Here is a 25,446-nt window from a genome sequence, read left to right as displayed (position 1 = left end):
GTTATATTCTCTGACTAGGGCTTGACCTTATACCTAAGTATAAGGTTTATGATTAAAGCATTGGATTCTGATATGAGCTGAGGCAATATGCTTCAAGTTGGTGAAGTGGCGCGTAAGTTGGGACTTAATCCCCAAACCCTTTACTTTTATGAACGGATTGGATTGATTCCGAGTCCGAAACGTACAGAGGCTGGATATCGCTTGTTTGATAACCAGGATATTGAACGGTTGTCCTTTATTAGTCGGGCTAAGGCGTTAGGTTTAAGCTTAGACGAAATTAAAGAATTACTGGTATTGCAAGATGGAGAATCTCTGTCTTGTGGTGAAGTTTATCAGATGTTGCTGAAAAAAGTTCAGCAAATTGAAGACAATATCCAGCAATTGCAACGGCTACGAACAGAATTATTGCCTTTGCTCAATCGTTGTCAAGAAAATGCACAACGGTTGGGGAAAGAACGCCCGTGTATTGTCTTCAAGGATGTTGGTTTTAAGGGTGAAGACAATTCTGATAAATTTGAGTACAATTCAAACTATGATGAGGCTTTAATTATGGATACGCTTACGGTAGAAATTCTGGGAACGGGCTGTAAAAAATGCCATCAATTAGAAGAAAATGCCCGAAGTGCGATCGCGTCTTTGGGTATTGAGGCTGAAGTCCTCCATATTACTGACCCTGTGGAGATTGCGAAACGGAGTGTTATGTCTACTCCAGCCTTAGCTGTCAATGGCAAAGTAGTGAGTAAGGGAAAGGTGATGTCTCCAGAACAAATTAAACCGTTGTTGCAGTTTTAGAGGGGTTTTGGCAGGGGTCAATTTAAGTTAATACCTTCTCCGTTTCTCGTTTCCAGCTAAAGGATAAGTTATGTTTGATGTATTTTATCCCTTTGATTGGTTAGCTGCCCAAATTGTTACTAAGGTTTTGGGGTTATCGTTGCATTCGTCTCTGGGGTCAGCGCTACATTTCTTTTTCTACGATGTCCCCAAAGTTCTGACTCTATTAATTGTGATTAGTTTTATAGTGGGAACGGTGCAAACCTTTCTCGAACCGCAAAAGATTCGCTACTGGATTAGTGGCAAGCGGACGATTTTTGGCAATGGTTTAGCGGCAACAATTGGCATTGTCACGCCTTTTTGTTCCTGTTCCGCCGTGCCCTTATTTATTGGGTTTTTAGAGGCGGGTGTGCCTTTGGGGGTCACGTTTTCCTATCTGATTGCGGCACCGATGGTGAATGAAGTCGCGGTTATTTTATTATGGGGACTGTTTGGGCTAAAGGCAACGGTGATCTATATAGCCTTTGGGGTGGGATTAGCGATCGCGGCGGGTTATATTATTGGGATGCTACACCTGGAAAAGTGGGTGGAACCCTTTGTCTGGGCGTTGCAGAAGTCTCGCCAAGGGTCAGATTGTGATCGGGATCAGGGCGATGAGATGAAACTGACTTGGAAAGAACGATGGGAACAGGGTCATTATTCGGCGAGTGAAATTGTTAAGTCTGTCTGGCTTTATGTGGTGGGTGGAATTGCGATTGGGGCGGGAATTCATGGGTATGTTCCTGCCGATATTATTACACAGTGGGCGGGGGCGGGGAATCCTTTAGCGGTGCCGATCGCGGTGGTGATGGGGGTGCCGCTGTATGCTAATATTGCTGGGGTTTTACCGATTACTGAGGCGTTGGTGAATAAAGGGTTGCCTTTGGGGACGGTTCTATCGTTTACGATGGCTGTTACGGCGTTATCATTGCCGGAAATGGTGATTCTCAGGAAGGTGTTGCAGCCTGAGTTATTGGCTGTCTTTATTGCGTTGATGACGATGGGAATTATTAGCGTTGGCTATCTTTTTAATATTTTGTTGATGTGAATTTAGGCGATAGGGGATTGTTCACTTGATTAATGTATTAGGTTAAGGGTATTTGTAGGGGCTCTTTCATTGCCCATCCGTGTCAACTTAAGACTTTGTATTACTAGCGCTCAAAGTTTAGATCCCCCTAAATCCCCCTTCAAAAGGGGGACTTTGATTAATTTCTGGTTCCCCCCTTTTTAAGGGGGGCTAGGGGGGATCTCTTATTAAGTAAGGGTTTCAGCCTTAAGTTGATACCAATGGGCATTGCCGTATCCTTACCGTTTCTTGGGGATATTGATTTTTAATGGATAAGGGTTTCAATCCCTGATAGGGATTCAGGGGAATTCCAAGCTTCCCGCCATTTATTTAGGAGGAACATGATAAGGTTTCAATCCCTGATAGGGATTCAGGGGAATTCCAAGGTGTAAAGCAACTTCCTCAGCGTTTGTCGGGGACAGCGTTTCAATCCCTGATAGGGATTCAGGGGAATTCCAAGTTGCCAAAACAATAATTATGGGTTCATTCCACCAAGTTTCAATCCCTGATAGGGATTCAGGGGAATTCCAAGGCAATTGACTTTGGTGTTCGGGCTTTTGATACCCGGTTTCAATCCCTGATAGGGATTCAGGGGAATTCCAAGCATAAATGTTGCTAGGCTGCAAGAATTATTGGCTGTTTCAATCCCTGATAGGGATTCAGGGGAATTCCAAGCAATTACCCGGGCCAGGTATGGTCGTATCCTCTCGTTTCAATCCCTGATAGGGATTCAGGGGAATTCCAAGTCGGGCTGAAGCAGTTTTCTCAGCCAATCTTCAATCCATTCCGTTTCAATCCCTGATAGGGATTCAGGGGAATTCCAAGAGAGTTAAGCTTAGATTTCAATCCTTTTTTAAAGCAAGTTTCAATCCCTGATAGGGATTCAGGGGAATTCCAAGTAGCTTTATCCTTTTCATTAAATCCGAACAGGAAAGTTTCAATCCCTGATAGGGATTCAGGGGAATTCCAAGGGCAGCATCTCAGAACCCTTACTGTATTTAGTTTTCAAGGTACAATGGCGACTGGCTGATATAACTATAGCATTTCAGCCATCGCCTTTGACAAGACCCCTGGAACAAAATAGGCTCAAATCCTTTATCCATAAGCCTTTCAGACTTGGCGACCGCCCCTAAATAATAAAATAGGCGGCAAACCCTGACGGGATTTGGGATACAGCCTCAAATTTTAACTCGTCGGAAAAAACACCCACAGGTGGTCGCATCTAGACCGAGAAATTGGCATGATTGGGTAAAGGTTCACTGGCGAGGTATCCTACGTGATAGCGTTCTCTCTTGTTAACCGACACCGAGCAAAGGTCAATTCAGTTGTGGCGATTCTTCCCAGACTCATAGGATTGGGCTTAATCATAGTCTACTGCTTTTGGACAAATCCAGCACTAGCCGGACAATTAGCCGATCGCGTGGCGCAATTCCCCGATTGGCAAACTAAACCCCCGGTGATAGAGGCGACTGGGGATTTGGTTTACCCCGAGAGGACGAATTTGTTCATGTTAATAATACGCAAACGCACACTGGGGGGTTATTTTTGCCGCGCTGGTCTAGAATGTTCCCAACCAATACTTTCGCCGGATCAAGCCACCCTATTTCAATGAATCTTGATAGGCTTTTATTTTTTCGTATAAACTAGCAACAGTTTCTTGTTCAAAAAGCTTGTCTTTGTGCTTAAGATAATTTCCTTCTCCTAGTTTGCAAGCTGCTACGAAACGCGCTAACTTAGCGGGTTCTAGATGTGAAATCAATACGTCTAAGCCATCTTGCAAAGCTTGTTGATCGTTAATTACCTTGATTGTCATCTTCTATTTCCAAAATAAAGTCAACTGGATTAAGAGTTTTTAGGGGTAATCCCTGACAGCGATTAATTAAGCGCTTGTCACAGGTGATAAAGTAATCGCTATTGGCGGCTTCTGCACAGGATTGGGTAAAGGTTCACTGGCGAGGTATCCTACAGTGAGAGCGCTCTCTGTTGTTAACCGACACCCAGCAAAGGTCAATTCAGTTGTGGCAATTATCCCCAGACTCATAGGATTGGGCTTAATCCTAGTCTACTGCTTTTGCACAAATCCAGCACAAGCCGGACAATTATCCGATCGCGTGGCGCAATTCCCCAATTGGCAAACTAAACCCCCAGTAACGGCGGCGACTGGGGATTTATTGTACCCCGATTGGATGGAGGGAACCTGGAATGTTACCAGCACCCTCGTCGAACAAATTGCACCCTTAGCGCCAGAAGTGGTAACACCGGGGATGAAGAGTAATCGCCGCTATTTAAATCAGCCGATGCAGTTTCGGGTACGGTTTGAACGGGTTGATCAGGTGCAATCTAAATCTCGCGATCGCATTATACCCCTTCCCCGGCAAACGGAATCCGGCGTTGTTGCTGATCGAGTATTCAATGGGTTAAATATCGCCCAAGCTTATCTAGGCGATAGCGCTATTCGTTCGGTGAAGGTAGATCCCGCCTCTGTGAATCGGCAAATCACCGAATTGCGATCAGGACGCCAAATTATCTCTATTGTGACAGATCGAAACACAGAAACCCCCAGCCGCGATCGCTTTATTGCTACAGAAGTAACTAATCAATACTTTCGCGGTACAAACCAACCCTATTTAAATCAGGTGGAAACCACAACCGCTTATCATCAATTACCTTCACCCGATTCCGGAATTGAAGCATGGCAAATCACCGCCATCTACCTTTCCCCTCAAGATCCTGATTATTTTAAAGCTTTAGATAAACCCGTCGCCTTGTATCGGTATCGACTCCAGTTAGAACCCATATAATAGTTATAGTCAGACACCATGACATCAAAGTACAGCGCGGAACTTCTCGCCAAATTAAGTTAAAAATCCCACATTCCCATTAAAGTTCCCGGATTGGCAGATGAGGTAATCCACCGACAAGCTAATTTTTTTTTCCTCAGAGGCGTCACATCCATCAAGAAGGGTTTGGTGGTTAATTGCGAACCATTATAAATCGTCTCTTGGCGGGCTTGCTCTTTCACTCCTTTCATTCTTTGGCTCCTGAGTTAATGATATAAAGTAACCTCAGCTTAACTCCTTTGCCAAGCTTCTTGGTGAAGCCGGAATGAAGGTTGAAGTCAAAAATGTAAAGCTATTATTTTGTCTTTGGAAAGATTATTGATCCTAAATCCGATGAAGTCACCCCCTAGGTCTTTTTTCCTAGTCATTTTAAGGCGTCCCATCGATTAGGACAAGCGAACTGTTGTTCCAGACGCTTCTTGCATCGCGTCTGGAACTCTGGCGGAATGTCTCTACCATAAGATGTATCCTAACCGCTATGGCGGTTGCTATAGTCAGCGCTTGTTTTATCAACTTTTTCAGTCTAAATTAAGCCGATTTTCAGCAAAAACTCATTGAACTCCTGTTTAATTGCTCCAGACTCAAACTAAATGATTTATTATAGACCCAGCCAGCCGAGATGGGTTGGGCTAGCTAGATGCTGAAGTTAAGATGTATTTCCCGGAATTTAACCAATGACACAGACAGCCACATTCGCCGTAACCCCGTTTAACCAAAAACTAACGACACCTTTAACCAAAAATCAAATTACTGTTGTTCAAATTAATCTGGGAAAACGCTGTAATCTAGCCTGTACCCATTGTCATGTAGAAGCGGGACCCAAACGCACTGAAGAACTTACCCCCGAAATCTGTAACCAACTCATCCAACTAATTCATCGCTTTCCTCAAATCCAAACCATTGATTTAACGGGTGGCGCACCCGAAATGAATTATGGGTTTAAACACTTAGTTGAAGCGGCGCGTTCAACGGGAAAAGAAGTGATTGTCCGCTCAAATTTAACCATTTTCTTTGAACCGGGATTCCATGATTTGCCCGAATACTTTGCCCAGCATCAGGTGAGAGTTGTCGCCTCCCTTCCCTGCTATTTAGAAGAAAATGTGGATAAAATGCGGGGGAAAGGAGTCTATAATGATTCGATTCGGGCAATTCAACGGCTGAATCAATTGGGCTATGGAAAAAATCCCAACTTAACCCTGGATTTGGTCTATAACCCATCATTACCCGTGAGTGAAAACTTTTCCTTAACGCCGAATCAAGTTAAATTAGAGCAGGATTATAAACGGTTCCTTAAGGATAATTTTGATATTGACTTTAACCAGTTATTCACGATTACGAATTTACCCGTTGGCAGAACTAAGTTTTACCTGCAAAAGACAAAGCTATATACGCCTTACCTGAAGTTTCTGGAAGATAACTTTAATCCGACTACGGTGGAACATTTGATGTGCCGTAACGAACTTTCCATTGATTATCGTGGAAATATTTACGACTGCGATTTTAATCAAATGGAAGAGATACCCGCCAAGTCTCGCACTGGGGAAGCTTTAACGGTGAATAAACTATTAGCCGCAGGAACATTAGATATCATTAACGAAATTCGTACCGCCTCCTATTGTTACGGTTGCACCGCTGGGTGTGGTTCCAGTTGTGGCGGTGCGCTGACTTAAGTTAAGTTTGTAATCATTCGTACAATTCACAAATTGACAATGGATAATGACCTCTCCTAAAAATAAGAGGATTGAAATTAAGGAAAATCTTTTTTAATTTCTTCGTAAATGAAGATGTCTTAGACCCAATTAATCAATTGTCAATTATCAATTATTAATTATCCATTGATAAGCAATTGAATGTAGGGGCGCAAAGCTTGCATCTGTGTCAACTTAAGTTTTGGGCTATTTACCCGCACCCATCGAATTGCTCCACCTTCATCCCCTAGCTCCCATCCCCCCTAGCCCCCCTTTGAAAGGGAAAAAGGAAAAAGGGAAAAGGGAAAAGGGGAAAAGGGAAAAGGGAAAAGGGAAGAGGAGGTGTCATGCTTAGTCAATCGCCAACGGGTAAATTGAGGGAAATCAAATGGTTCAATTGTGCAAAAGCCGCTTTAATTCCAAGCTGAAACGGGTACTAATGGGGGGTTTGGTTTTCCTTCTGATTATTACCACCCAATATTTCGACATCCGGGAACTTATACCCACCTCATTACTTTGGGTAGAAAGCCTTGGTGTGTTAGCTCCCATTGTGTATATGATCATCTACAACTTAGGCACAATGCTGTTTATACCAGGTTCTCTGTTGACAATAAAAGGAGGTTACTTGTTTGGCGTAGTTTGGGGTTCCATCTATGTCATAATCGCGGCAACTTTTGGAGCTATCGGTGCTTTCCTGATTGGACGTTACCTATCGCGGGATTGGGTTTGCCAACAGATTGAAAAGCATCCCAAATTTAAAGCGATTAATCAAGCTGTGCAGAAAGAAGGATGGAAAATTGTCCTGCTGACTCGCCTTTCTCCTCTGTTTCCTTTCAACCTAATCAATTATGCGTTTGGTGTTACCCAAGTTTCCCTCCGAGACTATGTTTTGGGTTCTATTGGTATGGTTCCAGCTACCGTGGTATACGTTTACATCGGTTCCCTGGGTAGGGATTTAGCCACAATTCATAATTCCAATCAACCCACTACGACAGAAACTCAAATTGCCCAGTGGGGGATTCGGATCATTGGCTTAATGGCTACGATTGCCGTAACGTTCTACATAACACATCTTGCCCAGAAAGCGTTAAATGAAACTGTTGTCCAGGAAGAAACACACCCCGCGCTAAATCAGAAATAAACTGTAGTTAATGTGTTTTAATTGTAGTAAAAGTTAATCCTTGACCAAACAAGCTGCAACTAGAAGTAGGGAATACAGGCTACAATTTAGTCAGAGGGCGATCGCGGGGTGGAGCGGACATGAGAAAGTCTGACGGGTTGGTTTTAATAGCCTTAGGAATAATCTGTGCGATCGCGGTGATCGTTTTTCACCCGAAACCCCAACCAGCCATTCCCCAGGAACCCAGTTACGCCCTGAGTCAGTCAACGGGCAATCAATCGTCTTTTTATCCCCTTGAACAAGATATTGATCCGAATTTGTATCACTCCGTTGGTGATTGGGTAGGACGATTAATTTTACCAAATCCTGAAGAAATACAAGCCAATTCAACCTCCGATTGGGTTTGGTTTCAAGTGTACAACGCCCCTACCACCGCCCAAGAGTTAATTGGTGAGAAAGTGCGTCTCGAATGGCAGGAAACGCCCCAAATTAAAACCTATCTGGACGCTGTTACCACCGCTATCGAATTTAACCAAACTACCCGCAATAGCCAGAAAAATGGTAATATTCACCCCAATCGCCTGAATGGTTGGTCACAGGTGGGTCCATTGCAATCGTTGGCGGGAGCAAGACCTAAAAATGATGTGATTGTCCGCTTAGAAGAGGTGATTTGGGCGGAAAATAGGCTGAAAATTGCTCGTTCTCCGATTCAAGTCTCCGGGGGATTTTATGGTTTAGTGTCGATTGTCAGCACCCAGGGAGAATGGTTAACGGTACGTCATTACAACCCCGAATCGGGCAGATTTGATGGTGTTGAAGAAGTCATTCACTTCCCTCAGCATTTGTTCTCAACACCACAACAGCTTGAAGCGTCGCCCGCAGGGGAGGCGGGGTGGTATATTTACGGGGCGAAGGATAAGCAGGGCATTTTTACTGTACAAGCCATTGCACCGCGATCGCTGTTTCAATTGCAACCGGATCGGGTTATTTTACAAGATAAGCTGCCAAATTTGTGGGAGGATACAGGCGATCGCCAGGGAACTGTGGCGACAGTGTTAATCGATCCAGAGGCGAAAACCCAACCCGATGCTATTTCAGCTTGGCAAGAAGGCGATCGCGCTTTAATCTTACATCTGTTTGGTGGGATTGGCGGCGAAAATGGCGATCAACAGACGATTTGGGCGACGGTAACGGGTCACTTTTCGTTTGGCGTGGCTGAAATCATTCGTGATCCGTTTACCGATGAGTTGCGCTGGGAGATTGTGTATCAACAAGTTTATGCCCACAACCCTGACGGTATTATTGCCGCAAACGCGACGTGGGCAAATTATATGGGGGATTTACAACGGGGATGGTTGGGGAAACGCCCTGTAGTTGATGTTTTAATCAAACTCGAAGCCGTAACTCAAGACTATAACTTCGATGGCGTGATTATCTCACCCTTGCAGGCGCTGCAGCAACAGTTAAACGTGATGATGTCCCGCTATCGCACAGGAGATGGAACCGGAAGTGCGATTGTCACCCCGGCTACGTCTTGCGTACAGGATTCTAACCAAGCCTTGTATATTGCCATTGAGCAGATCAAGGAACAGGTGGCGACGACGCCTCAGATACAGGCTTGGCTACAGCAGCATCCCAATCATCCCCAAACCCAGCGATTTCAGGAGTTAGTGACGTTAGGGGAAGAACTAGAACAGAATTTAACACCCTTGGGGGTAGTGCGTTCTGACTGGAAGCACAACGCCGAAACATTGGCGGGTGTGGGCGATCGCTTTATGCAGGATAATCAGTTATTAGCCGGGATTTTGAGTTGGCGGACGATTATGCCCCGTCGAGGACAGGATATCATTGCCGATTTGTTGCTTGACAAAAATGCGAAACTGTGGGTGTTACAAACCTTTCAAGTTCCTGGGGGAGATGGATCAATTTTCCCGGTTGCGCCAACGGTATTATTAGGAAATATTCCAGTTTTGTCAACGCTGTTAACTCGCTTAGTTGCGGGGTTAACCACACTACCGAGTGGGTGGGGGTGGCTAATTTGTGCTGTAATTGCCTTAGGGTATGCCGCGATCGCGATTCCCTTCGGTTTGATGACGGGTTTTTTACAATTCCGTTGGGATTTCAATGGGGTTCAGTTCTTTTTAACCTTGGTTTTCCCTGCATTTAGCGAAGAGTTAGTCTTTCGGGGGCTGCTGCTTCCCAGTTTCCTGGAAAATGCATCGGCGGGGGCGTGGTTGTTTTGGTTGAGCCTGAGTACAATTTTGTTTATCCTGTATCATCCCTTGAACGGTCGTTATTTCTACCCTCGCGGTTATCCAATGTTCTGGGATTGGAGATTTTTAGTCTTAGCGGGATTTTTAGGAATTGCCTGCGCGGTTAGTTATGGTGTGACGCGATCGCTTTGGTCTGCTGTTATTTTACACTGGCTAGCTGTGAATATTTGGCTATTTGTCTTTGGGGGGAAAGGCAAACTTCAACTTATATCAAGTCCGGTAGCATCGGACTTGCATAGTGAGGAGAGGGTAGAAGGGTAATGCTTTTGGGCAAATATTAGACTAAACCTAAAATGACCATCACCAATCACCACTTCCCACACTCTCTAAAATTTGCCTTCCGAGCCATTCGCTGATTGGGGGGACAACGGCGTTGCCAAGGAGTCTCCCTCGACGACTGTCCATCCGGGGGGAAATCCCATGAGTAGCTCCCACTCTGTCCACGTCAAGTTTCTCGCCACAGAGTATTGGTCGGTCTGAATGACCGCCTTGATGTCTTCCAGTTTGGGCACGTAGCGTGGGGCAGATGCTTTTTGCCAGGGTGTACCCGAAGCCACCGCGACGTTGTACCACAAGCGGATGGTCTGCGAAAGTGCTTTGACGAAAATGGGATCGAGTTTTCGATTGGCTCGATTTTCGCGACGAAGTATCCCTAGACAATTCGCTGCTGTTAGTAAAGAAGTGATAGGCACATTCTGATCTAAAACTTGCGATAAAGAATACTCGGTCTCGGTTGTGGGGTAAGCCCGCATGGAGAGCGTTACACGATACCCATCCCCCCAAATACCCATTCGCTTCCAGCGTGTCGATAACTGTCTCAAGAGCGGTTCCTTGCTCCGCGCAGAGCAATCCCGGCACATTTTCCATGACCAACCACGTTGGCTGAACTTCTCTAACCAAGTCCATAAACCTGAAAAATAGCCCGCTTCGTTCTCCTGTAAGTCCTTTTCGCTCGGTGTTGGCATTGCTGAGGTCTTGGCAGGGCCATCCTGCACACCATAAATCAGAGGGAGGGATAGTTGTTGGATTGAGGGTTGAGATGTCGTCATGAAGGGGTACGTGGGGCCAATGGCGTTTCAGTATCTGTTGACAAAACGGATCTATCTCACATTGAAACACAACCTGCATACCTGCTCTTTCAAAGCCAAGATCAAAACCGCCAATACCTGCAAAAAACGAAGCAACACGCATGATGAAACTAGAGATAAAGCCTGATCGTGACGACCATCATAAATGATTGCTTTGCCAAAATCCACTGTAGACGAAAATCGTCTACGAATAATTTGATTACTCGGTAACATTTCGACCATGGGTTTGAAATGTTCACCGTGGAGAAAAAACAAAACATCAGCGGCTTGAGAATTCGTCAAGTCAGATTACAGCGTGGTTTAGACCAGGTTGAATTAGCAGCGGCTCTAAATGTCGATTACGGGGTCAAGCTGGAGCAATCCGATATTTCAGAAATTGAGCGTCAAGTGCGCTGTGTGAAAGACTATGAACTTAATGCCATCTCCGAAGTATTGGATATCAATCCGGTATGGTTACTGCGGGGGGATAAGTGATGGCTGCAAGTCGTAAACATCGAGGCAGACAAAAGTTTTTATCTCTTGCTCCTATTAGTAAAGCATATGTTCCAGGAAATGTGAGTCGGGAAGAATGGTTAGAAGAAGTATGTCAAAGTTTTGTGTCTCCCAGCAGAGCGAATAAATCGTATTATCGAGTTCTTTTAGAAGAACTGTGGCCCCCCGGACATGGTATTCCTGGACCTCTTATACGTGAAGAGCAGTTGAGAGAAGCTATTGAAAATTTCAGAAAAAGCCAACATTCAGGTCGCAAACCATACAAACCTTACGTCGATGTATTCCGGCGTCTGCGAGAACTCCAAGGAGAAGAAGGAATCACCGGAATTGGACGAGAAGGCAAAACCTATCAACTTGTCAGTTTAAGATTAAGTGAAAAAAGGGTTCCGCGAATCAAGTTATCTGATTTAGATTGGCAAAAAATTCTGGAACAATACAACCATAAATGTGCAGTTTGTGGTCGTTCTGAACCAGAGGTTAGATTTCAGCAGGATCATAAAATTCCTCGGGCTAGAAGTGGTGGCAATGAGGTGAACAATTTGCAACCTCTCTGTGATGAGTGTAACAACTTTAAGAGTACATCATGTCGTGGATGTCAGCTTGAGTGTAAACAGTGCAGTTGGGCATTTCCTGAACGTTTTGCTCCGCTTCTTTTATCTTCAAACAATATTTTAAAGTTGAGACAGTATGCCGCTATCACAAACTCAGATCCTCACGAATTACTGAATCAGGTTGTGAGTGAATTTTTGCAAAATAGGTCGGCTGAAGTTGAATAAACTGGCTGAAGCTAAAAAAATTCTAATTAGCATCTTTTGTCACAAGGGTAATGATAGTTTGGGAGGACACAGTCCTAGACATAGGACTTCTAAATAAGTTGTGAGAGATCCTGTTCCCTGGGGGTGCATATCAACGAGAGTAGGTTGGGTTGAGCAACGAAACCCAACTTATCCGGTTAGCTGGAATATTGCGTGCTTTCCCTGACATGCTCCCGTTCCCTGTTCCCTTGAAAAATTACTATCCCCTCGTTTGACTTTTCTGGACTTGCGCCAATAATTGTTCCTGGGTATGAGCCGTGGGTTTACAACTGAGTCCCTGACAAACTAACCCAATCGCATCCTCCGGAAGACTGGTTTCTAATCGATACATACTTGCCGGAAAATACTGAATCATTAGGGATAAAATCTGATCTGCGCTGGTGCGAATTAGGGTAGAATTGCGGAACCAATCGAGAGCCGTAAACAGACTGGGACAGGATTGGGGCGACTTATTCATCACACTCCCAAACGCATTGAGGGCAAGTTCTGCGCGATCTAGATAGGATAAATTTTCAGTAAGTAACGTCAGACGCACCAAATTCGCGATCGCGACTCCATTCGCCGCAGGTGTGGCATTATCGGTATAACTTCGTTCCCGTACCAATAAATCCCCACTACTATCATTAGCCGCGTTATAGTAGCCTGCGAGTTCTACACTCCACAGATATTCGTCAAATTCTTCTTGTACCTTGATCGCCTCCTCTAACCAGATATCAGGGATTGGCGATTGGGAAGACTCCTGTGTAGTGGCTAATCCTAGTGAAGCTTGATGCAAATCCAATAAGGCTTTAATAAATAAAGCATAATCTTCCGACTGTGCCAATACAGACGCTTGACCTTCGTAATTCAGCCGATGGAAACGCTGATCAACCCATTGATTCTCTAAAATAAATTTAGCTGCCGTTGTGGCTAATTCCAGGTATTCTGGTTTACGAAATACACCATGTGCCTGGGCTAAACCGGAAATCATCAGGCTATTCCATGCCACAATCATTTTCGTATCCGTAACTGGGGGAATACGACCTGACCAATTCCTAGTTTTTGCCTCCTGATTATTCTGGGCTGGGGGGAAGGTTTCTATCGTATTGGGTGGGGAACCATAACGGGCAGTAAACAGTTTAGCTAATGCCGTTTCTAAGGTATCACTTAACTGATCCGAGTAACGGCGCTGCAAAACATTTTGTCCTTCAAAATTGCCCTCAGACGTCACCGTAAATTGTTCTTGCAGTTCTGCCAATTCTTCAGGGGTGAGGAGTTGCTGCAATTCGGCATAACTCCAGACATAAAATGCCCCTTCCTCCGGTTCGACGGCGCCAGGTTCAGTAAAGCTATCAGCATCTTGGGCGGCGTAAAAATAACCTGAAGATGAGGTCATTTCCCTTGTCAGCCATTGCACTGTCCCCGATATTGCCCGTTCAAAGGCGGCTTCCTTAATCCCCGCACTCCACAGATTTGCCAGATACTCGACAATCTGCCCATTATCGTAGAGCATTTTTTCAAAGTGGGGCACCGTCCAAGTGGCGTCTACGGTGTAGCGATGAAAGCCGCCGGCGACGTGATCATAGATTCCCCCTTTGGCTAAATCTAACCCACGCGATCGCGAAGCTTGGTAAGCATCAACGTCTGTCGTCTTGTCGAAGCGAATTCCCCGTAATGCTAAATCCGCATAAGGAATCATGGGAAAACTTGGTCCATAACTCCCACTAGCCACAATTTGGATAGTCTTGTCCATCCCTTGGTGGAGTAACTCAGCCGTGAGTTGTCCTGAGGCGGGGAGGATAACCGACTGTTGCAGATGACCAAGAATTTCTGCTTTAAAGTTTTGCAGCTTGGTTTTTTCAACATCATAGAAGCGGCGAATTGCTTGTAATACCTGTAAAAAGCCCGGACGCCCATAGCGTGGTTCGACAGGGAAATAAGTACCACCGTAAAAGGGAACTCGATCATCTGGCGTCAGAAAGATATTTAGGGGCCAACCCCCTTGACCGGTCATCATCTGCAACGCCTGCATATAAATGCTATCAATATCCGGGCGTTCTTCGCGGTCTACCTTAATCGGTAAGAAATTAGCATTCATGTACTGCGCGATCGCTGGATCAGAAAAAGCTTCCCCTTCCATCACCGTACACCAGTGGCAGCTTGAGTAACCAATCGACAGGAAAATCGGCTTATTGTCTGCCTTGGCGGTGAATAACGCTTCATCACTCCAGGGCCACCAATCGATGGGATTTTCCGCATGCTTACGCAGATAAAGGCTTTGGCATTGGGCAAGGCGATTGGTCATGACAACTCAACTGTGGTTACTCTAGATGCTCTCTGGTTTAGTTTATCGCGGTTTGCGGTTTTGTTCGTAGTTCGTAGTAAGGGATGCGAGCCCTTCCCGTTCGTAGTAAGGGCGCGAGTCACATCCCTTGTGCAACCGAAAAGCTAGTCGTGAAAGTGAACCCCGACACAGGCGCCCGGTTAGGAGAATGCAAGTCTATATCTCTTTCACATACGCTTTAACTAAAGCTTGAACAGCGAACAGCGATTCTCCGTTATCGGTTATTTTTTCAATTAAACCCCGTTTTCTCAAAGACTGTACCGCCTTCAAAAAATCGGAATCAGACAACGCTAATTCTGCGGGTTTGTGGGAAATGTCTGCCGCATTTTGGTGCGCTAACCAAAGCATTACCATTTTCTCCGATTCAGATAACTGTTGATACTGTGCCTGTAATCTGGGTTCTAAGTCTCCCAAAAATAGACTGGGATAGGATAAGAAGCGATGAACGCTACCGTTAAATAAATCTTGGATAGTAGAGGCAATTATATTTAACCAGGAGGGATTACCGCCGTAACGTTTGATAAGTTCCAACCATTTATCCTCATCGGTTAAGCCTTTGTCCGTCAAGAGTTCCGCCGCTGAATCTGCCAAACCACCAAGTTTTAACGTGCGGCAGTGGCGGTTTTCTCCTTCTAAACTAGCAATTTCTGTGGGTTTTTCCCAACTTATGAGTAGGAAGCAACTGTGGTGAGGTGTTCGCGCCATTTGTTGCCAGAATTTGCTGTAATTTTCACAGTCTGGCAGATATGTGCCTGCTAATTCTCCAGGGGTAAATAGTTCTTGGAGATCGTCGATGATGATTAGGCAGGGATGCGATCGCAGATAGTCAATTAGGGAGGGGAGTTTGGTTTCTCTATCTTGGGGAAAAAACTGAATTAAGTTAGTTTGTAGGCATTTCAGCGTCAGGGTTTCAGTACAGTTGCACCAGAGGATATAATCAAAATTATCTTTAATTTGTTCGACGAGTTCTCTAGCAAGGGTGGTTTTGCCGATACCAGGCAATCCAAAGATAGTGACAATGCGGATTTTTTCTTGGAGTATCCACTGTTTGAGGGTGGTTAGTTCTGTGGTGCGGTTGTAGACGCGATCGCATTCCGGTGCTTCGGTTAAATCATGGCGTTTTTCAGGTTGGGTACTGGTGGCGTTTGAGGGGCGCGATCGGTTTTTTGCTGTGGGATTAGGGCAATCTCCTTTACAGAATTTAATGTCACCGATTTTTACGCCATCACCAGAACCAAAATATAAGACATTGGAAAATTCTACTTGTTCTAAAATAGCTCGAAAATTAGATTGCCTAACATCTTCTCCCAACTCTGCCGATATTAACTGCCATAATTCTCTTGCCACTTGTTTGATGCGATCGTGAGTACGGTTGCAATTCCTAGCAATTTCTGGGTATTTTTGCCGCTGCCAAGTCCCCTCAACTACAGCCTTTTGCAGAGAGTCGAGATGTTTTCCCGTTTTTGAGAACACCAAGTTATCCGTCCAGTTTAAGACTTCTTGAACATCCATAGCTGAAAGTGGATTTGAGTCTAGCATTACACTATATTACACTCTTTTTCACTTTTAGCGACTAAATTACTCTTTTTTACGCCAAATAAAATTTGCAATCAAGTTATCATTCTACACTAAATTAACCTAATTAAGCTTGCCGCTATAAAAAAGGCGTGCCACAATGATAGTTATATAGCTATTTTGTGAATCTGAAAAATACCTAAAAACCTCTCTGTATCCATTCCTGGGTTAAGGGTAGAGTTGAGTTTGAATAGTGAAACGATTTTACAAATCATTTGTAATTCCTTGTTAGATAGCAATTTTTAAGACTAACGACTTTAGCTCATAAGGGAAATTATGCAATTATGGTAAACTGGTTTCGTAAGGACTCCTCTGATAGAGATAAAAAAATAACTCGCGAGGATGAACAGCGAATAGCTGCTCGGTTCAATGAATGGTTGCCGCGAATTCTGGCAATGCCGGAAATACAGGCACCCGTAACTTTTGAGCAAGTGATGACTTTTTTTGAGACCGATCGCCCAGCCGACTTTACTGTTTACAAAGGTGTAATTATTCGTCAAGAACACGTTGAAGGTCAAATCTTGGGGCAGGTATTTTTAGACCAACATAACCGGACTATTTGTCGTAAAGATGGTACTCCCTATGGTCGCCAGCTAGTTGCAAAGTATTTAGATAAAAAACTGGCACAAACTTTTGATGGTCGAGAGTTAATTTTTGTTAAATTAAGAAATAAAAAATTTCCAAATCATAAATTTAATCAGGATATATTTGCTCAATTGGGCGAGTTATGGCGCGACATTCTGACATTACCAGACATTATACCATTGATAACCTATGAAGAGGCAATCACTTATTTCGTAAGCAATCGCCCCAATGATGCCAGGATAAAGAGAGGGGCTATACTAAGTCAACCTCATCACCGAGGTCATCATATCGTCCAAATGTTTCTAGATAAAAATAATGAATTAGTTTGTGATTCTGCTGGTAAACCTTATGGTCGGCAGCTAGTGGCTATTAAATTGGACGAAGAGTTGCTGGATAATTTTGGTGACAAAAATGTAATTATAGTGGAATAAGGAGGAAATAATGGAACCATTATCACTGCTATTATGGGCTGCTGTATGGGCGGGTGTTAACGCCGGAATTTATGTAGGTGTTTACTTTGCAAGCCTAACTCTAGAAAAACTAGCATATTGGTTTAAAAAGTTTGCTTATTTGATAATTGAAAATGATCGCAGAAATCTAAAAGATAGAGAGTATCTTGCATTTACTGTAAAACAAGCGATTGACACTGGAAATTATAAATACGCTCAGGGCATTTTCAATACACAAAAAGAAGAAATTCATGATGCTAGAGGTATTGAGGCAGGTTCCGTGGATTTAAAAATACGAAATGCACACCTTTTCAATGAAGTAGCATTTTGGTAATAAACATTTTTTTATTAGAATGGACATAAACAATGGATTTATGGTCTGTATTTTCTGCCGGATTTTATGTAACTGTTTACTTTTGCTACCTAACTTTACAGAGCTTAGTAAATTGGTTTAGAAAATCCGACTATTTGATGGTTAAGAATGAGCATAAATCCATAAAAGATAGATAGAAAATAGGCTTTACGGTGCAAAAAAATATTGAAAGCGGAGACTCTGTTGATAATAAAATAAAAGAGGCTCATGGCTACAGCAGAAAAGAACTTGTAGTTTGGATATAGAACCACAAACAATTGACATAATTATAGGTTTTACCGTATATGAATGAAGTTCCTTCTCTTTTTGTAAATGGTATTCCCAATCAAGTCCCTGAAACTGTCGCTGCGCTTTGTCGATCCAGACTTTTAAACGCAGTCACTAAGCTACTGGAAGAAACCAATCTTGAAACTATCCAGCTTATCGTAGGGACTAAATCTGAAATACAAAGAAACAGCCAAAAACTATCTGCTGCATCTAGCGATTCTGCGGATAAAAAATATGACTACAATCTGTCCCCTGAAGAACGCGCAAAAAAATACAAAGCTAGCAAACCTTTATTTACCTTCGAGCAATTAGTCGTTCCCAATGAAGTAGAAGAAGACTTGCTTTTGGCTGTTGACTTAATTCAGTTAGAGTCCAAAGTTTTCGATGAGTGGGGATTGCGGCAAATTGAACCTTTTCCTCGTACTGCGCTCAATTTTCATGGAAAACCGGGAACCGGAAAAACCTTGGCAGCACACGCGATCGCCTCTAAAATTAACCGTCATATCTTAGTTGCCAGTTACGCTCAAATTGAGAGTATGTATCATGGCGAAGGACCAAAAAATGTTGAGGCAATTTTTATGGCAGCCGAGAGAGAAAATGCCTTGCTGTTTATCGATGAAGCTGATTCCTTACTTTCTAAACGATTAACTAACGTCTCTCAAGGTTCTGAGCAAGCCATTAACTCCATGCGGAGTCAGTTACTTATATGCTTAGAACGATTTCGCGGAGTTGTCATTTTTTCTACTAATCTAGTTCAAAATTATGATAAAGCGTTTGAAACGCGAGTGCGCCATGTAAACTTTCCCATGCCAGATGAAATCTGTCGTCAAAAAATTTGGGAGAAACATCTTCCCCTCAAAATGCCAAAAGCAAAAGATGTGTTAGTTGAAGAACTAGCTAAAGTCGATGATGTTTGCGGTCGCGATATTAAAAATGCCGTGATTGACGCGGCTATGAGAGTTGCACGCCAGGGAAAAAAACAGATCGAACTAACTAATTTACTCAAGTCTATCGAAGGCATTAAAAAATCCCGGATTAATGTTGATTCAGAATCCAAGAGTTTGACTCCAAAAGAAAAAAAGCAAATCGGTGAAAAAATTAAAGCAGCTATAGCCAGGGAAGGAAATTGTGATGAGGAATGACGAAGAAGAAATTAAGCGAAAGATCCTTATCGCCTTGCAAAAACACCAGCGACCCAAGTTCTTTAGCAAAAAAAGGTTGATATTTTCAACGATTGCTAGTTTTCTGATTGTGACAGGCTATGGACTATTTCAATTATTTACTCCTCAAGAAAAAATTGAAAGTAATACGATTAAAAAAACTTCGGCATTTGATTTTCCTATGAGTTTCTGTGGCGATATCAGTGCAGGTGGAACGAATACATGGTATCGTGTTTATGTGAATTATACTGACTCAAATTTGCAAAGAATTCGCAAGTATTACTGCTGTGATGCTTACGCTAATGCTGCTAATCAAATCACAGTAGCCTCGTTCTACAACCGCTCAAAGGCGAATAAATTTGTAACGGAACTTAAAAGTCGTGGTTTCAATGCCCGTAGAGGAACTGGTGCAGTAGTGACTACTACTCGAACTAGGAATGTTAACCATTGCAAATAGCTCTGACCTCACCAGTGCAGCAGCATAAGCGATCTCAGAGCGAAAAGTTAGATATTATTCGACAATATTTTATAATGTCAATCCTTTCTCAAGCTAAATATATGGTTAATAATGCCTAGCTTACTTGGCTTTTTTGCAATATTAAAGTAAAAAATTATAAGGAAATTGCTCATCGGCATAAAAACGTGCCATAAACTATGCCGCTTCGTTGCGTTGAATGGCGCATTCAATTTCATCAGGGTAGGCTTGTGCATAAGCCCAAGCATTGGCTATATCGGCGGCAGAAAGGGTTGGATAGCTCTTCAGGAGATCATAATCACTATATCCAAGGCGACAAGCTTCCACGAGAACCCAAATCGGAATTCGAGTATTGATGATACGAGCGTCTCCACCACAAACACCAGGAGTTTTCTCGATTCCTTGCCAAGTATTACCCAAGCTCTGAGCGAGTAGTTGAATGGCTTTTACCTTTTCAGACGGACTTAGGGCTAACAGATGTTGTTTTAGCTCTTTGAGAGTCATAGGAATGGCTTCCTTTTCCTTCTTGTTGTAGTGCTTCCTACTCTGAATTTTAATTGAATAGTATTGAATAGTAATGATATCATGTCTGGTTGAACACCAAGGAAAATGCCTGAAACCTTTGCTGTTAAAGCCTTGCAATTATGGGCAATCATCAGGATATGCCATGAATAGCTGAATTAGCCCTCAGCCTCTTGACGCAATGCTGTAATAATCTGACTATTAGCCTTGGGGAACGGAAACTGGTCAATTTCCTCTAGAGTTACCCAACGGATTTCATCGCATTCTAAGGCTTGGGGGACACCAGACAGATGACGACAGTGATGAACCATCAACGTCACCCGAAAATGGCTATAGGCATGATCAACCGTGATTACGCGATCGCCTACTTCGATCTCGATTCCCAATTCTTCCCGAATTTCCCGCTTAATACAGTCTGTCACAGTTTCATCTGGCTCAATTTTGCCGCCAGGAAACTCCCATAATCCACCTAGTAACCCCTGAGCAGGGCGGCGGTCAATTAAAATTTGTCCTTGGTCATTCCGAATAACGGCAACACCAATGATTTTGTGAGGTAAGGGCGTAGAGGCTTCACGCATGGGTAACTTAGATGCAATACCTAGATTGTACGCCTGACAGTGAACCTGCCAAGGACAATGAGAACAATCGGGGTTTGTGGCGCCTCTCGTGTGTAGGGGCTCTTTTCACGAGTATCTTTTCGGTTCTACAACAGATGTAACTCGCGCCCGCCCCGACTCAGAGGTCTACACTTCTAGGGAGGGGTTTTTCCCCTAGTTAAACCAATCATCCTTTACTTCAGGGCTTACTCTCTGCCGGAGGAATCGGTCTTTTGCAGAGACTTTTCAAACGTCATGCGTTGTTCAGCGTTACGTAGAAAATAACCACTGACCATTGCTGAGGCTAATAAACGTCCGAGATTCTCGCGGCTAGTATTAATGGTGACATCAAAGTGGTCTGAAGGAATATTCCCCAACAATCCCATCACATTACGTTCGATGACCTGAAACACATCAGCCGAGGTGGGTTTGGATAAATGGGAAACGGTTTCTGGACTCAGGGATTGTACGTACTCCCACAAAAGATTATTGTCTCCATTGCCGTCAAAAAATTCTGGTTCGCGATCAGATTGCTTGTTCACCGTTTACCTCCGAGCAATAGCTCTCTATCTGTCATTTAATTTAACAAGGGACTGTTGATCATCAGGTAGTTGGAACCGAACCTCACCTATTGGGTTGTCCCACAAAACATAAGACATAAGACATAAGACAAACTAACTTACTGCAATATATTCGCGCATTTCGGCTTGGCGCTTGCGAAGCTTAGACAGGGCTTCCCGTTCAATTTGTCGGACTCGTTCACGGCTGATTTTGAGTTTATCGCCAATCTTGGCGAGTGTCATGGGTTGACCATCGACTAAACCAAAGCGTAGCATTAATACCTGACGTTGCTGCTCGCTCAAATCCGCCATCAGCTTCTCCAGATCGACTTGCATGGCTGAATAGGTGGCAAAATCTTCTGGCGAAGGTCCGCTGTCTTCGAGAAGTTCTCCGAGTTCCGTATCTTGATTATCGCCAACCCGTAGATCTAACGACAGAGGTTGACGCGCTTTCTCCAGGTACTCCCGGACTTGCTTTGGTGTCAGGTCTAATTCTGTCGCCAATTCCGATACGGTGGCTGCACGCCCTAGCTGCTGGGAGAGTTGGCGTTGGGCTTTTTTGATTTTGTTGAGCTTTTCTGTGATGTGGATCGGTAAGCGAATCGTTCGTCCTTTTTCTGCGATCGCACGGGTAATGGCTTGGCGAATCCACCAGTAGGCGTAGGTGGAGAAACGATACCCTTTGGTCGGGTCAAATTTTTCTACACCCCGTTGCATACCAATTGTACCTTCCTGAATCAAGTCCAGCAAGTCTACATTGCGCTTGATATACTTCTTCGCCACGGAAACCACCAGACGTAAATTGGCTTCTACCATTTTGCGCTTAGCGACTTGACCCGCCCTAATGCACGCTTGTAACTCAGTTTCCGATAGGGACGAGGCTTTCGCCCACTCACACAGCGTTGGTTCGTAACCCAATTGTTCAAACAGCGACTCCTTGATTTGCTCTAGGGCATTTAAACGCTGTACTTGTTTTCCGTATAATATCTCTTGCTCGTGGGTCAATAGAGGTACACGACCAATTTCTTGGAGGTAAGTCCGAACAAGGTCTGTAGAGGTCTGAGCAGTTTTCATAGCGATCGCTATATCATGAGTGAAGTTCAAGCAACTAAGCTCCTTTTCAGGAGGGTTCACCTCAGGCTTGGGTGAACGCTTCTCTATGAGAGAAATGTTAATTTTTATTTCAATAGGGGGAGAATAGATTGATTAGAAAACTCAAAACATGGATGAAGAGGGTAAGTCAAATCCCCCATCCATAATCCAACTTTAGGGCTGGCTATCCGATTTGTTTGTTTTTGCCTCTGCCTATTTCATAAGTTATCTGCCACAATCCAACACTTCGTTAAATATTGTAACATATCTTAATCAAAAGCCGTTCATCTAAAAAGGAAGACAGGGGTGCAGGGTTGTAGGGGCGGGTTTTACTGATAACGTTTTGGAGAAAACCTCTAACCTCACTAAACCCGCCCTTCTTAGAGAGCAAGAGCGCAGGTTCTTGATGTGCTATGGCGCTATGGCGAGCGGTTTTCCTGGATTTTTTGTATTATCGGTTATTTATATCATGACTCAAACCGTCTGGATTGCCCGACACGGAAATCGCCTCGACTTCGTTAACCCGGAGTGGTTTAACACAGCTCAACGTCCTTACGATCCCCCTTTATCGGAAGATGGCGTTGGTCAAGCACAGGAATTAGGTCAACGGTTAAGCGGTGAGACCATCAAGCATATTTTCGCCTCACCGTTTTTGCGAACGGTACAAACAGCGAACCAAATCGCTCAGATTCTGGACTTACCCATTAAGATAGAGGCGGGTTTGAGTGAATGGCTGAATCCGGAATGGATGCAAACGGAGCCAGAACGACTGTCTGTTGAGGAAATGCAAAAGCGCTTTCCCTGTATTGATTCGGGTTATACCTCCCGCGTCATCGCTCACTATCCAGAAACCAACGAGAAGGTGCTAGAACGCACCGCTCAAACAGCACGCCGACTGACCACAGAATTCACAGACGATATCTTATTAGTAGGTCATGGTGCCTCAGTCGTCGGTGCGACCTGGGGATTAGTTGGGGGTCAACCCGAAGTGAACGCGACTTTATGCTGTTTAGTCAAACTCGTGGGTCATGGGGAAAAATGGGTGATGGAACTCAACGGGGATACATCCCACCTCAGTCAAACTGAGAAGGTAATTCGATTTAATTAAAGTTAAGATTCTATGACATTAATACTGGCAGGAGATATCGGCGGGACTAAAACGATTTTGCGACTGGTGGAGGAAAAACACTCTCAATTGTTGCAGGTTCTTCATGAAACCCGTTATCCTAGCCGTGATTTCCCAGACTTAGTACCGATCGTCGAGAGGTTTCTATCGGAAGCGGGACAAAAGCTACAGCGGCAACTGACCATCGAAAAAGCCTGTTTTGCGATCGCAGGTCCTGTGGTCAATGATACCTCCAACCTGACCAATTTGGCGTGGGTACTGGACGCCAGACGCTTAGAGGAAGAACTCGCAATCGCCAAAGTCACTCTAATCAATGATTTTGCGGCGGTTGGTTACGGGATTCTCGGTTTAGACTCGGACGATGTATGTACTCTACAATCGGTTACTCCCCAATCCGAGGCGCCAATTGCGCTACTCGGTGCGGGTACAGGTTTAGGACAAGGATTTCTGATTCAGAACCAGGACAGGTATCAGGTTTTTCCCTCTGAGGGCGGACATGCTGATTTTGCCCCCCGCACTGAACTGGAGTTCCAACTTTTACAATATTTACGCGAGAAATACGATATCCAGCGCATTTCCGCTGAACGAGTCGTTTCCGGTCAAGGAATTGTTGCCATTTACCAGTTTTTGAGAGATCGGCAATTTGCCCACGAATCCCCAGAAATTGCCCAAGTCGTCAGAACCTGGGAACGAGAAATGGGACGCAGTGAGAAAAGCGTTGATCCGGCGGCGGAGATTTCTAAAGCGGCGTTGCACAAGAGCGATAGCCTCAGTGAACAGACTTTAAAAATGTTTGTGGAAGCCTATGGTGCTGAAGCGGGGAATCTGGCGATCAAACTCTTACCCTACGGTGGGCTATATATTGCTGGCGGGATTGCGGCTAAGATTTTGCCCTTGATGCAGGATGGTACTTTTGTGCGAACTTTTACTGAAAAAGGTCGGGTTAGTTCCCTGTTGGAAAAGGTTCCGGTTCATATTGTGACCAATCCCCAGGTTGGGCTAATTGGTGCAGCAATATGCGCCTCTCGATTATAAATTGCTCGAAACGTTTTCGGGTGTTGCGATCGCACAGGAAGCAGGAGAAGCCATGTATAGATGTGCCATGGCGCGTCTTTGATCCGGGGAGACTTGTGGCACAACAGAGTTAAACTATTGTCAAGTCCTGGACTTAGGTTAAAATCTAAGCCTGATCAGCAAACAATCTGTTATTCCAAAAAACAGAAGCTTGACGATTAGTGTTTCACCTGAGAAAACAGGAACAGTTGTACTTACAGTAGGTTTTAGGACAGCGACAGAAATAATTATGAATCAGCGCGGTGTAACAATATGGTTCACAGGTCTAAGTGGTGCGGGTAAAACTACGATTACCCAAGCATTAGCCAAAACCTTGCAAGACAAGGAATGTAAGCTAGAAGTGTTAGATGGCGATATCGTTCGCCAGAATCTCACCAAAGGATTGGGCTTTAGCAAAGAAGACCGCGACGAGAACATCCGTCGCATCGGTTTTGTATCCCACCTACTTACCCGCAATGGTGTAGTTGTCTTGGTATCGGCTATCTCGCCCTACCGTGAGATTCGAGAAGAGGTACGCCAAAAAATTGGTGATTTTTTAGAAGTTTACGTCAATGCTCCTCTGGCAACTTGTGAAGAACGAGATGTCAAAGGATTATATAAACGCGCCCGCGCTGGAGAAATTATAGGGTTTACCGGAATTGACGATCCTTACGAACCCCCCCTCAACCCAGAAGTGGAATGCCGTACTGATCAGGAGGAGTTATCGGAGAGTGTCGCCAAAGTGCTGCAAAAACTGGAAGAGTTGGGTTATCTACCAAAGCAGCTTGCTGCCGAAAGCGCTTAGAGACTAGTAAAAGAAGGCTCCAAGGTTCCAGGGCAGTAATTGGTATCTGCTTTTTAGTCTACTGCACGCTTTGCATAGCGGACGTGTAAACACAGCCGTCACCCGAAGTAGAGACGTTGCATGCAACGTCTCTAAAAAATGATGTCTCCTAACCGCTATGGCGGTTGCTATCAAAACGTGGGGGATTGGGGGAGCTATAGAACTCCATCCTCAACGAAACGGAGTGAAGTAGGGTGGGGGTACATTGGACTCCCCCAAGGTAAATTCAATCTGGTCAACCCCGATTGAATTTA

The 25,446-nt window shown here is 44.2% G+C and carries 24 protein-coding genes, 3 pseudogenes and 1 CRISPR repeat array; of the genes and pseudogenes, 17 read left to right on the top strand and 10 right to left on the bottom strand.

Going from position 1 to position 25,446, the window contains the following annotated elements; genetic code table 11:
* Positions 1 to 87 precede the first annotated feature (87 nt).
* The 4 genes and pseudogenes from ACLGGO_RS17775 to ACLGGO_RS17760 all read left to right on the top strand — a co-directional run.
* Positions 88 to 396 (top strand): annotated as a pseudogene (locus tag ACLGGO_RS17775) (heavy metal-responsive transcriptional regulator); the annotation flags it as partial.
* Between the two features lie 153 nt (positions 397 to 549).
* On the top strand, positions 550 to 792 hold the full coding sequence (locus tag ACLGGO_RS17770; protein WP_446336422.1) for a thioredoxin family protein: 243 nt from the start codon (positions 550 to 552) through the stop codon (positions 790 to 792).
* Positions 793 to 862: 70 nt separating this feature from the next.
* Positions 863 to 1,858 (top strand): permease, encoded by a 996-nt coding sequence (locus ACLGGO_RS17765; RefSeq protein WP_446420301.1) that lies wholly within the window; start codon positions 863 to 865, stop codon positions 1,856 to 1,858.
* A gap of 296 nt (positions 1,859 to 2,154) precedes the next feature.
* A CRISPR array of direct repeats spans positions 2,155 to 2,847; the repeat unit is 37 nt; unit sequence GTTTCAATCCCTGATAGGGATTCAGGGGAATTCCAAG.
* Between the two features lie 356 nt (positions 2,848 to 3,203).
* Positions 3,204 to 3,488, top strand: coding sequence for a hypothetical protein (locus ACLGGO_RS17760; protein ID WP_446420300.1), 285 nt, complete (start codon positions 3,204 to 3,206; stop codon positions 3,486 to 3,488).
* Here the strand turns inward: ACLGGO_RS17760 and ACLGGO_RS17755 are convergent.
* A complete protein-coding gene (locus ACLGGO_RS17755; RefSeq protein WP_446336372.1) occupies positions 3,477 to 3,689 on the bottom strand; it encodes a hypothetical protein in 213 nt (70 codons plus the stop codon). The genes ACLGGO_RS17760 and ACLGGO_RS17755 overlap by 12 nt on opposite strands.
* Positions 3,670 to 3,810: pseudogene (locus ACLGGO_RS17750) on the bottom strand (PIN domain-containing protein); the annotation flags it as partial. The pseudogene ACLGGO_RS17750 and the gene ACLGGO_RS17755, both read right to left, overlap by 20 nt.
* A gap of 90 nt (positions 3,811 to 3,900) precedes the next feature.
* On the opposite strand from ACLGGO_RS17750, the gene ACLGGO_RS17745 reads away from it, so the two are divergent.
* On the top strand, positions 3,901 to 4,677 hold the full coding sequence (locus tag ACLGGO_RS17745; protein ID WP_446420326.1) for a DUF6816 family protein: 777 nt from the start codon (positions 3,901 to 3,903) through the stop codon (positions 4,675 to 4,677).
* 59 nt (positions 4,678 to 4,736) lie between these two features.
* Here ACLGGO_RS17745 and ACLGGO_RS17740 read toward each other — a convergent pair whose 3' ends face one another.
* On the bottom strand, positions 4,737 to 4,907 hold the full coding sequence (locus ACLGGO_RS17740) for a hypothetical protein (protein ID WP_446336369.1): 171 nt from the start codon (positions 4,905 to 4,907) through the stop codon (positions 4,737 to 4,739).
* 483 nt (positions 4,908 to 5,390) lie between these two features.
* Here ACLGGO_RS17740 and arsS point away from each other — a divergent pair, with 483 nt between their 5' ends.
* From arsS to ACLGGO_RS17725, 3 genes are all read left to right on the top strand, one after another.
* Positions 5,391 to 6,386 carry an arsenosugar biosynthesis radical SAM (seleno)protein ArsS gene (arsS, locus tag ACLGGO_RS17735; RefSeq protein ID WP_446420299.1) on the top strand — a complete coding sequence of 332 codons (996 nt, stop codon included), beginning with the start codon at positions 5,391 to 5,393 and terminating at the stop codon, positions 6,384 to 6,386.
* Positions 6,387 to 6,792: 406 nt separating this feature from the next.
* Complete coding sequence (locus ACLGGO_RS17730) at positions 6,793 to 7,545, top strand: TVP38/TMEM64 family protein (RefSeq protein ID WP_446420298.1); 753 nt, start codon at positions 6,793 to 6,795, stop codon at positions 7,543 to 7,545.
* Positions 7,546 to 7,664: 119 nt separating this feature from the next.
* On the top strand, positions 7,665 to 10,058 hold the full coding sequence (locus ACLGGO_RS17725) for a CPBP family glutamic-type intramembrane protease (protein ID WP_446420297.1): 2,394 nt from the start codon (positions 7,665 to 7,667) through the stop codon (positions 10,056 to 10,058).
* A gap of 39 nt (positions 10,059 to 10,097) precedes the next feature.
* Here ACLGGO_RS17725 and ACLGGO_RS17720 read toward each other — a convergent pair whose 3' ends face one another.
* Entirely contained in the window at positions 10,098 to 10,988 is an 891-nt protein-coding gene (locus ACLGGO_RS17720; protein ID WP_446336365.1) for a DNA cytosine methyltransferase, read from the bottom strand.
* A 128-nt stretch (positions 10,989 to 11,116) separates the two neighbouring features.
* Between ACLGGO_RS17720 and ACLGGO_RS17715 the strand changes: the two genes are divergently transcribed.
* Positions 11,117 to 11,359, top strand: coding sequence for a helix-turn-helix domain-containing protein (locus ACLGGO_RS17715; RefSeq protein ID WP_446420296.1), 243 nt, complete (start codon positions 11,117 to 11,119; stop codon positions 11,357 to 11,359).
* Positions 11,359 to 12,153 (top strand): HNH endonuclease, encoded by a 795-nt coding sequence (locus ACLGGO_RS17710; RefSeq protein ID WP_446336363.1) that lies wholly within the window; start codon positions 11,359 to 11,361, stop codon positions 12,151 to 12,153. The genes ACLGGO_RS17715 and ACLGGO_RS17710 overlap by 1 nt, the downstream gene beginning before the upstream one ends.
* Positions 12,154 to 12,391: 238 nt before the next feature.
* On the opposite strand, the gene ACLGGO_RS17705 is transcribed toward ACLGGO_RS17710, so the two are convergent.
* The gene (locus ACLGGO_RS17705) at positions 12,392 to 14,476 is read right to left on the bottom strand and encodes a thioredoxin domain-containing protein (protein ID WP_446420295.1); all 2,085 of its coding nucleotides are present in this window, start codon (positions 14,474 to 14,476) and stop codon (positions 12,392 to 12,394) included.
* A 195-nt stretch (positions 14,477 to 14,671) separates the two neighbouring features.
* The gene (locus tag ACLGGO_RS17700; protein WP_446420294.1) at positions 14,672 to 16,027 is read right to left on the bottom strand and encodes an NB-ARC domain-containing protein; all 1,356 of its coding nucleotides are present in this window, start codon (positions 16,025 to 16,027) and stop codon (positions 14,672 to 14,674) included.
* Between the two features lie 347 nt (positions 16,028 to 16,374).
* Between ACLGGO_RS17700 and ACLGGO_RS17695 the strand changes: the two genes are divergently transcribed.
* From ACLGGO_RS17695 to ACLGGO_RS17680, 4 genes are all read left to right on the top strand, one after another.
* Positions 16,375 to 17,106: a hypothetical protein gene (locus tag ACLGGO_RS17695; RefSeq protein ID WP_446420293.1), complete on the top strand. Its 732-nt coding sequence runs from the start codon at positions 16,375 to 16,377 to the stop codon at positions 17,104 to 17,106.
* A 10-nt stretch (positions 17,107 to 17,116) separates the two neighbouring features.
* Positions 17,117 to 17,458, top strand: coding sequence for a hypothetical protein (locus ACLGGO_RS17690; RefSeq protein WP_446420292.1), 342 nt, complete (start codon positions 17,117 to 17,119; stop codon positions 17,456 to 17,458).
* Between the two features lie 323 nt (positions 17,459 to 17,781).
* Positions 17,782 to 18,906, top strand: coding sequence for an ATP-binding protein (locus tag ACLGGO_RS17685; protein WP_446420291.1), 1,125 nt, complete (start codon positions 17,782 to 17,784; stop codon positions 18,904 to 18,906).
* Complete coding sequence (locus ACLGGO_RS17680) at positions 18,896 to 19,381, top strand: SPOR domain-containing protein (protein ID WP_446420290.1); 486 nt, start codon at positions 18,896 to 18,898, stop codon at positions 19,379 to 19,381. The genes ACLGGO_RS17685 and ACLGGO_RS17680 overlap by 11 nt, the downstream gene beginning before the upstream one ends.
* A gap of 195 nt (positions 19,382 to 19,576) precedes the next feature.
* On the opposite strand, the gene ACLGGO_RS17675 is transcribed toward ACLGGO_RS17680, so the two are convergent.
* The 4 genes and pseudogenes from ACLGGO_RS17675 to ACLGGO_RS17660 all read right to left on the bottom strand — a co-directional run bounded on the left by ACLGGO_RS17675 (position 19,577) and on the right by ACLGGO_RS17660 (position 22,151).
* Positions 19,577 to 19,903: a DUF433 domain-containing protein gene (locus ACLGGO_RS17675; RefSeq protein ID WP_446336360.1), complete on the bottom strand. Its 327-nt coding sequence runs from the start codon at positions 19,901 to 19,903 to the stop codon at positions 19,577 to 19,579.
* Positions 19,904 to 20,079: 176 nt separating this feature from the next.
* Positions 20,080 to 20,574: pseudogene (gene mutT / locus ACLGGO_RS17670) on the bottom strand (8-oxo-dGTP diphosphatase MutT); the annotation flags it as partial.
* Between the two features lie 149 nt (positions 20,575 to 20,723).
* On the bottom strand, positions 20,724 to 21,059 hold the full coding sequence (locus ACLGGO_RS17665) for a DUF760 domain-containing protein (protein ID WP_446336359.1): 336 nt from the start codon (positions 21,057 to 21,059) through the stop codon (positions 20,724 to 20,726).
* A gap of 132 nt (positions 21,060 to 21,191) precedes the next feature.
* Positions 21,192 to 22,151 carry an RNA polymerase sigma factor, RpoD/SigA family gene (locus ACLGGO_RS17660; protein ID WP_446420289.1) on the bottom strand — a complete coding sequence of 320 codons (960 nt, stop codon included), beginning with the start codon at positions 22,149 to 22,151 and terminating at the stop codon, positions 21,192 to 21,194.
* A gap of 487 nt (positions 22,152 to 22,638) precedes the next feature.
* Here ACLGGO_RS17660 and ACLGGO_RS17655 point away from each other — a divergent pair, with 487 nt between their 5' ends.
* From ACLGGO_RS17655 to cysC, 3 genes are all read left to right on the top strand, one after another.
* Positions 22,639 to 23,277 (top strand): histidine phosphatase family protein, encoded by a 639-nt coding sequence (locus ACLGGO_RS17655; protein ID WP_446336357.1) that lies wholly within the window; start codon positions 22,639 to 22,641, stop codon positions 23,275 to 23,277.
* Between the two features lie 12 nt (positions 23,278 to 23,289).
* A complete protein-coding gene (locus tag ACLGGO_RS17650; protein WP_446420288.1) occupies positions 23,290 to 24,330 on the top strand; it encodes a glucokinase in 1,041 nt (346 codons plus the stop codon).
* 268 nt (positions 24,331 to 24,598) lie between these two features.
* Positions 24,599 to 25,153 (top strand): adenylyl-sulfate kinase, encoded by a 555-nt coding sequence (cysC, locus tag ACLGGO_RS17645; protein WP_446336355.1) that lies wholly within the window; start codon positions 24,599 to 24,601, stop codon positions 25,151 to 25,153.
* Positions 25,154 to 25,446: the final 293 nt, after the last annotated feature.

It is taken from the genome of Coleofasciculus sp. (assembly GCF_046565525.1).
Lineage (GTDB): Bacteria > Cyanobacteriota > Cyanobacteriia > Cyanobacteriales > Coleofasciculaceae > Coleofasciculus.
The sequence above is the reverse complement of the archived record's forward strand: the minus strand, read 5'-3'. Positions and strand labels throughout refer to the sequence as shown.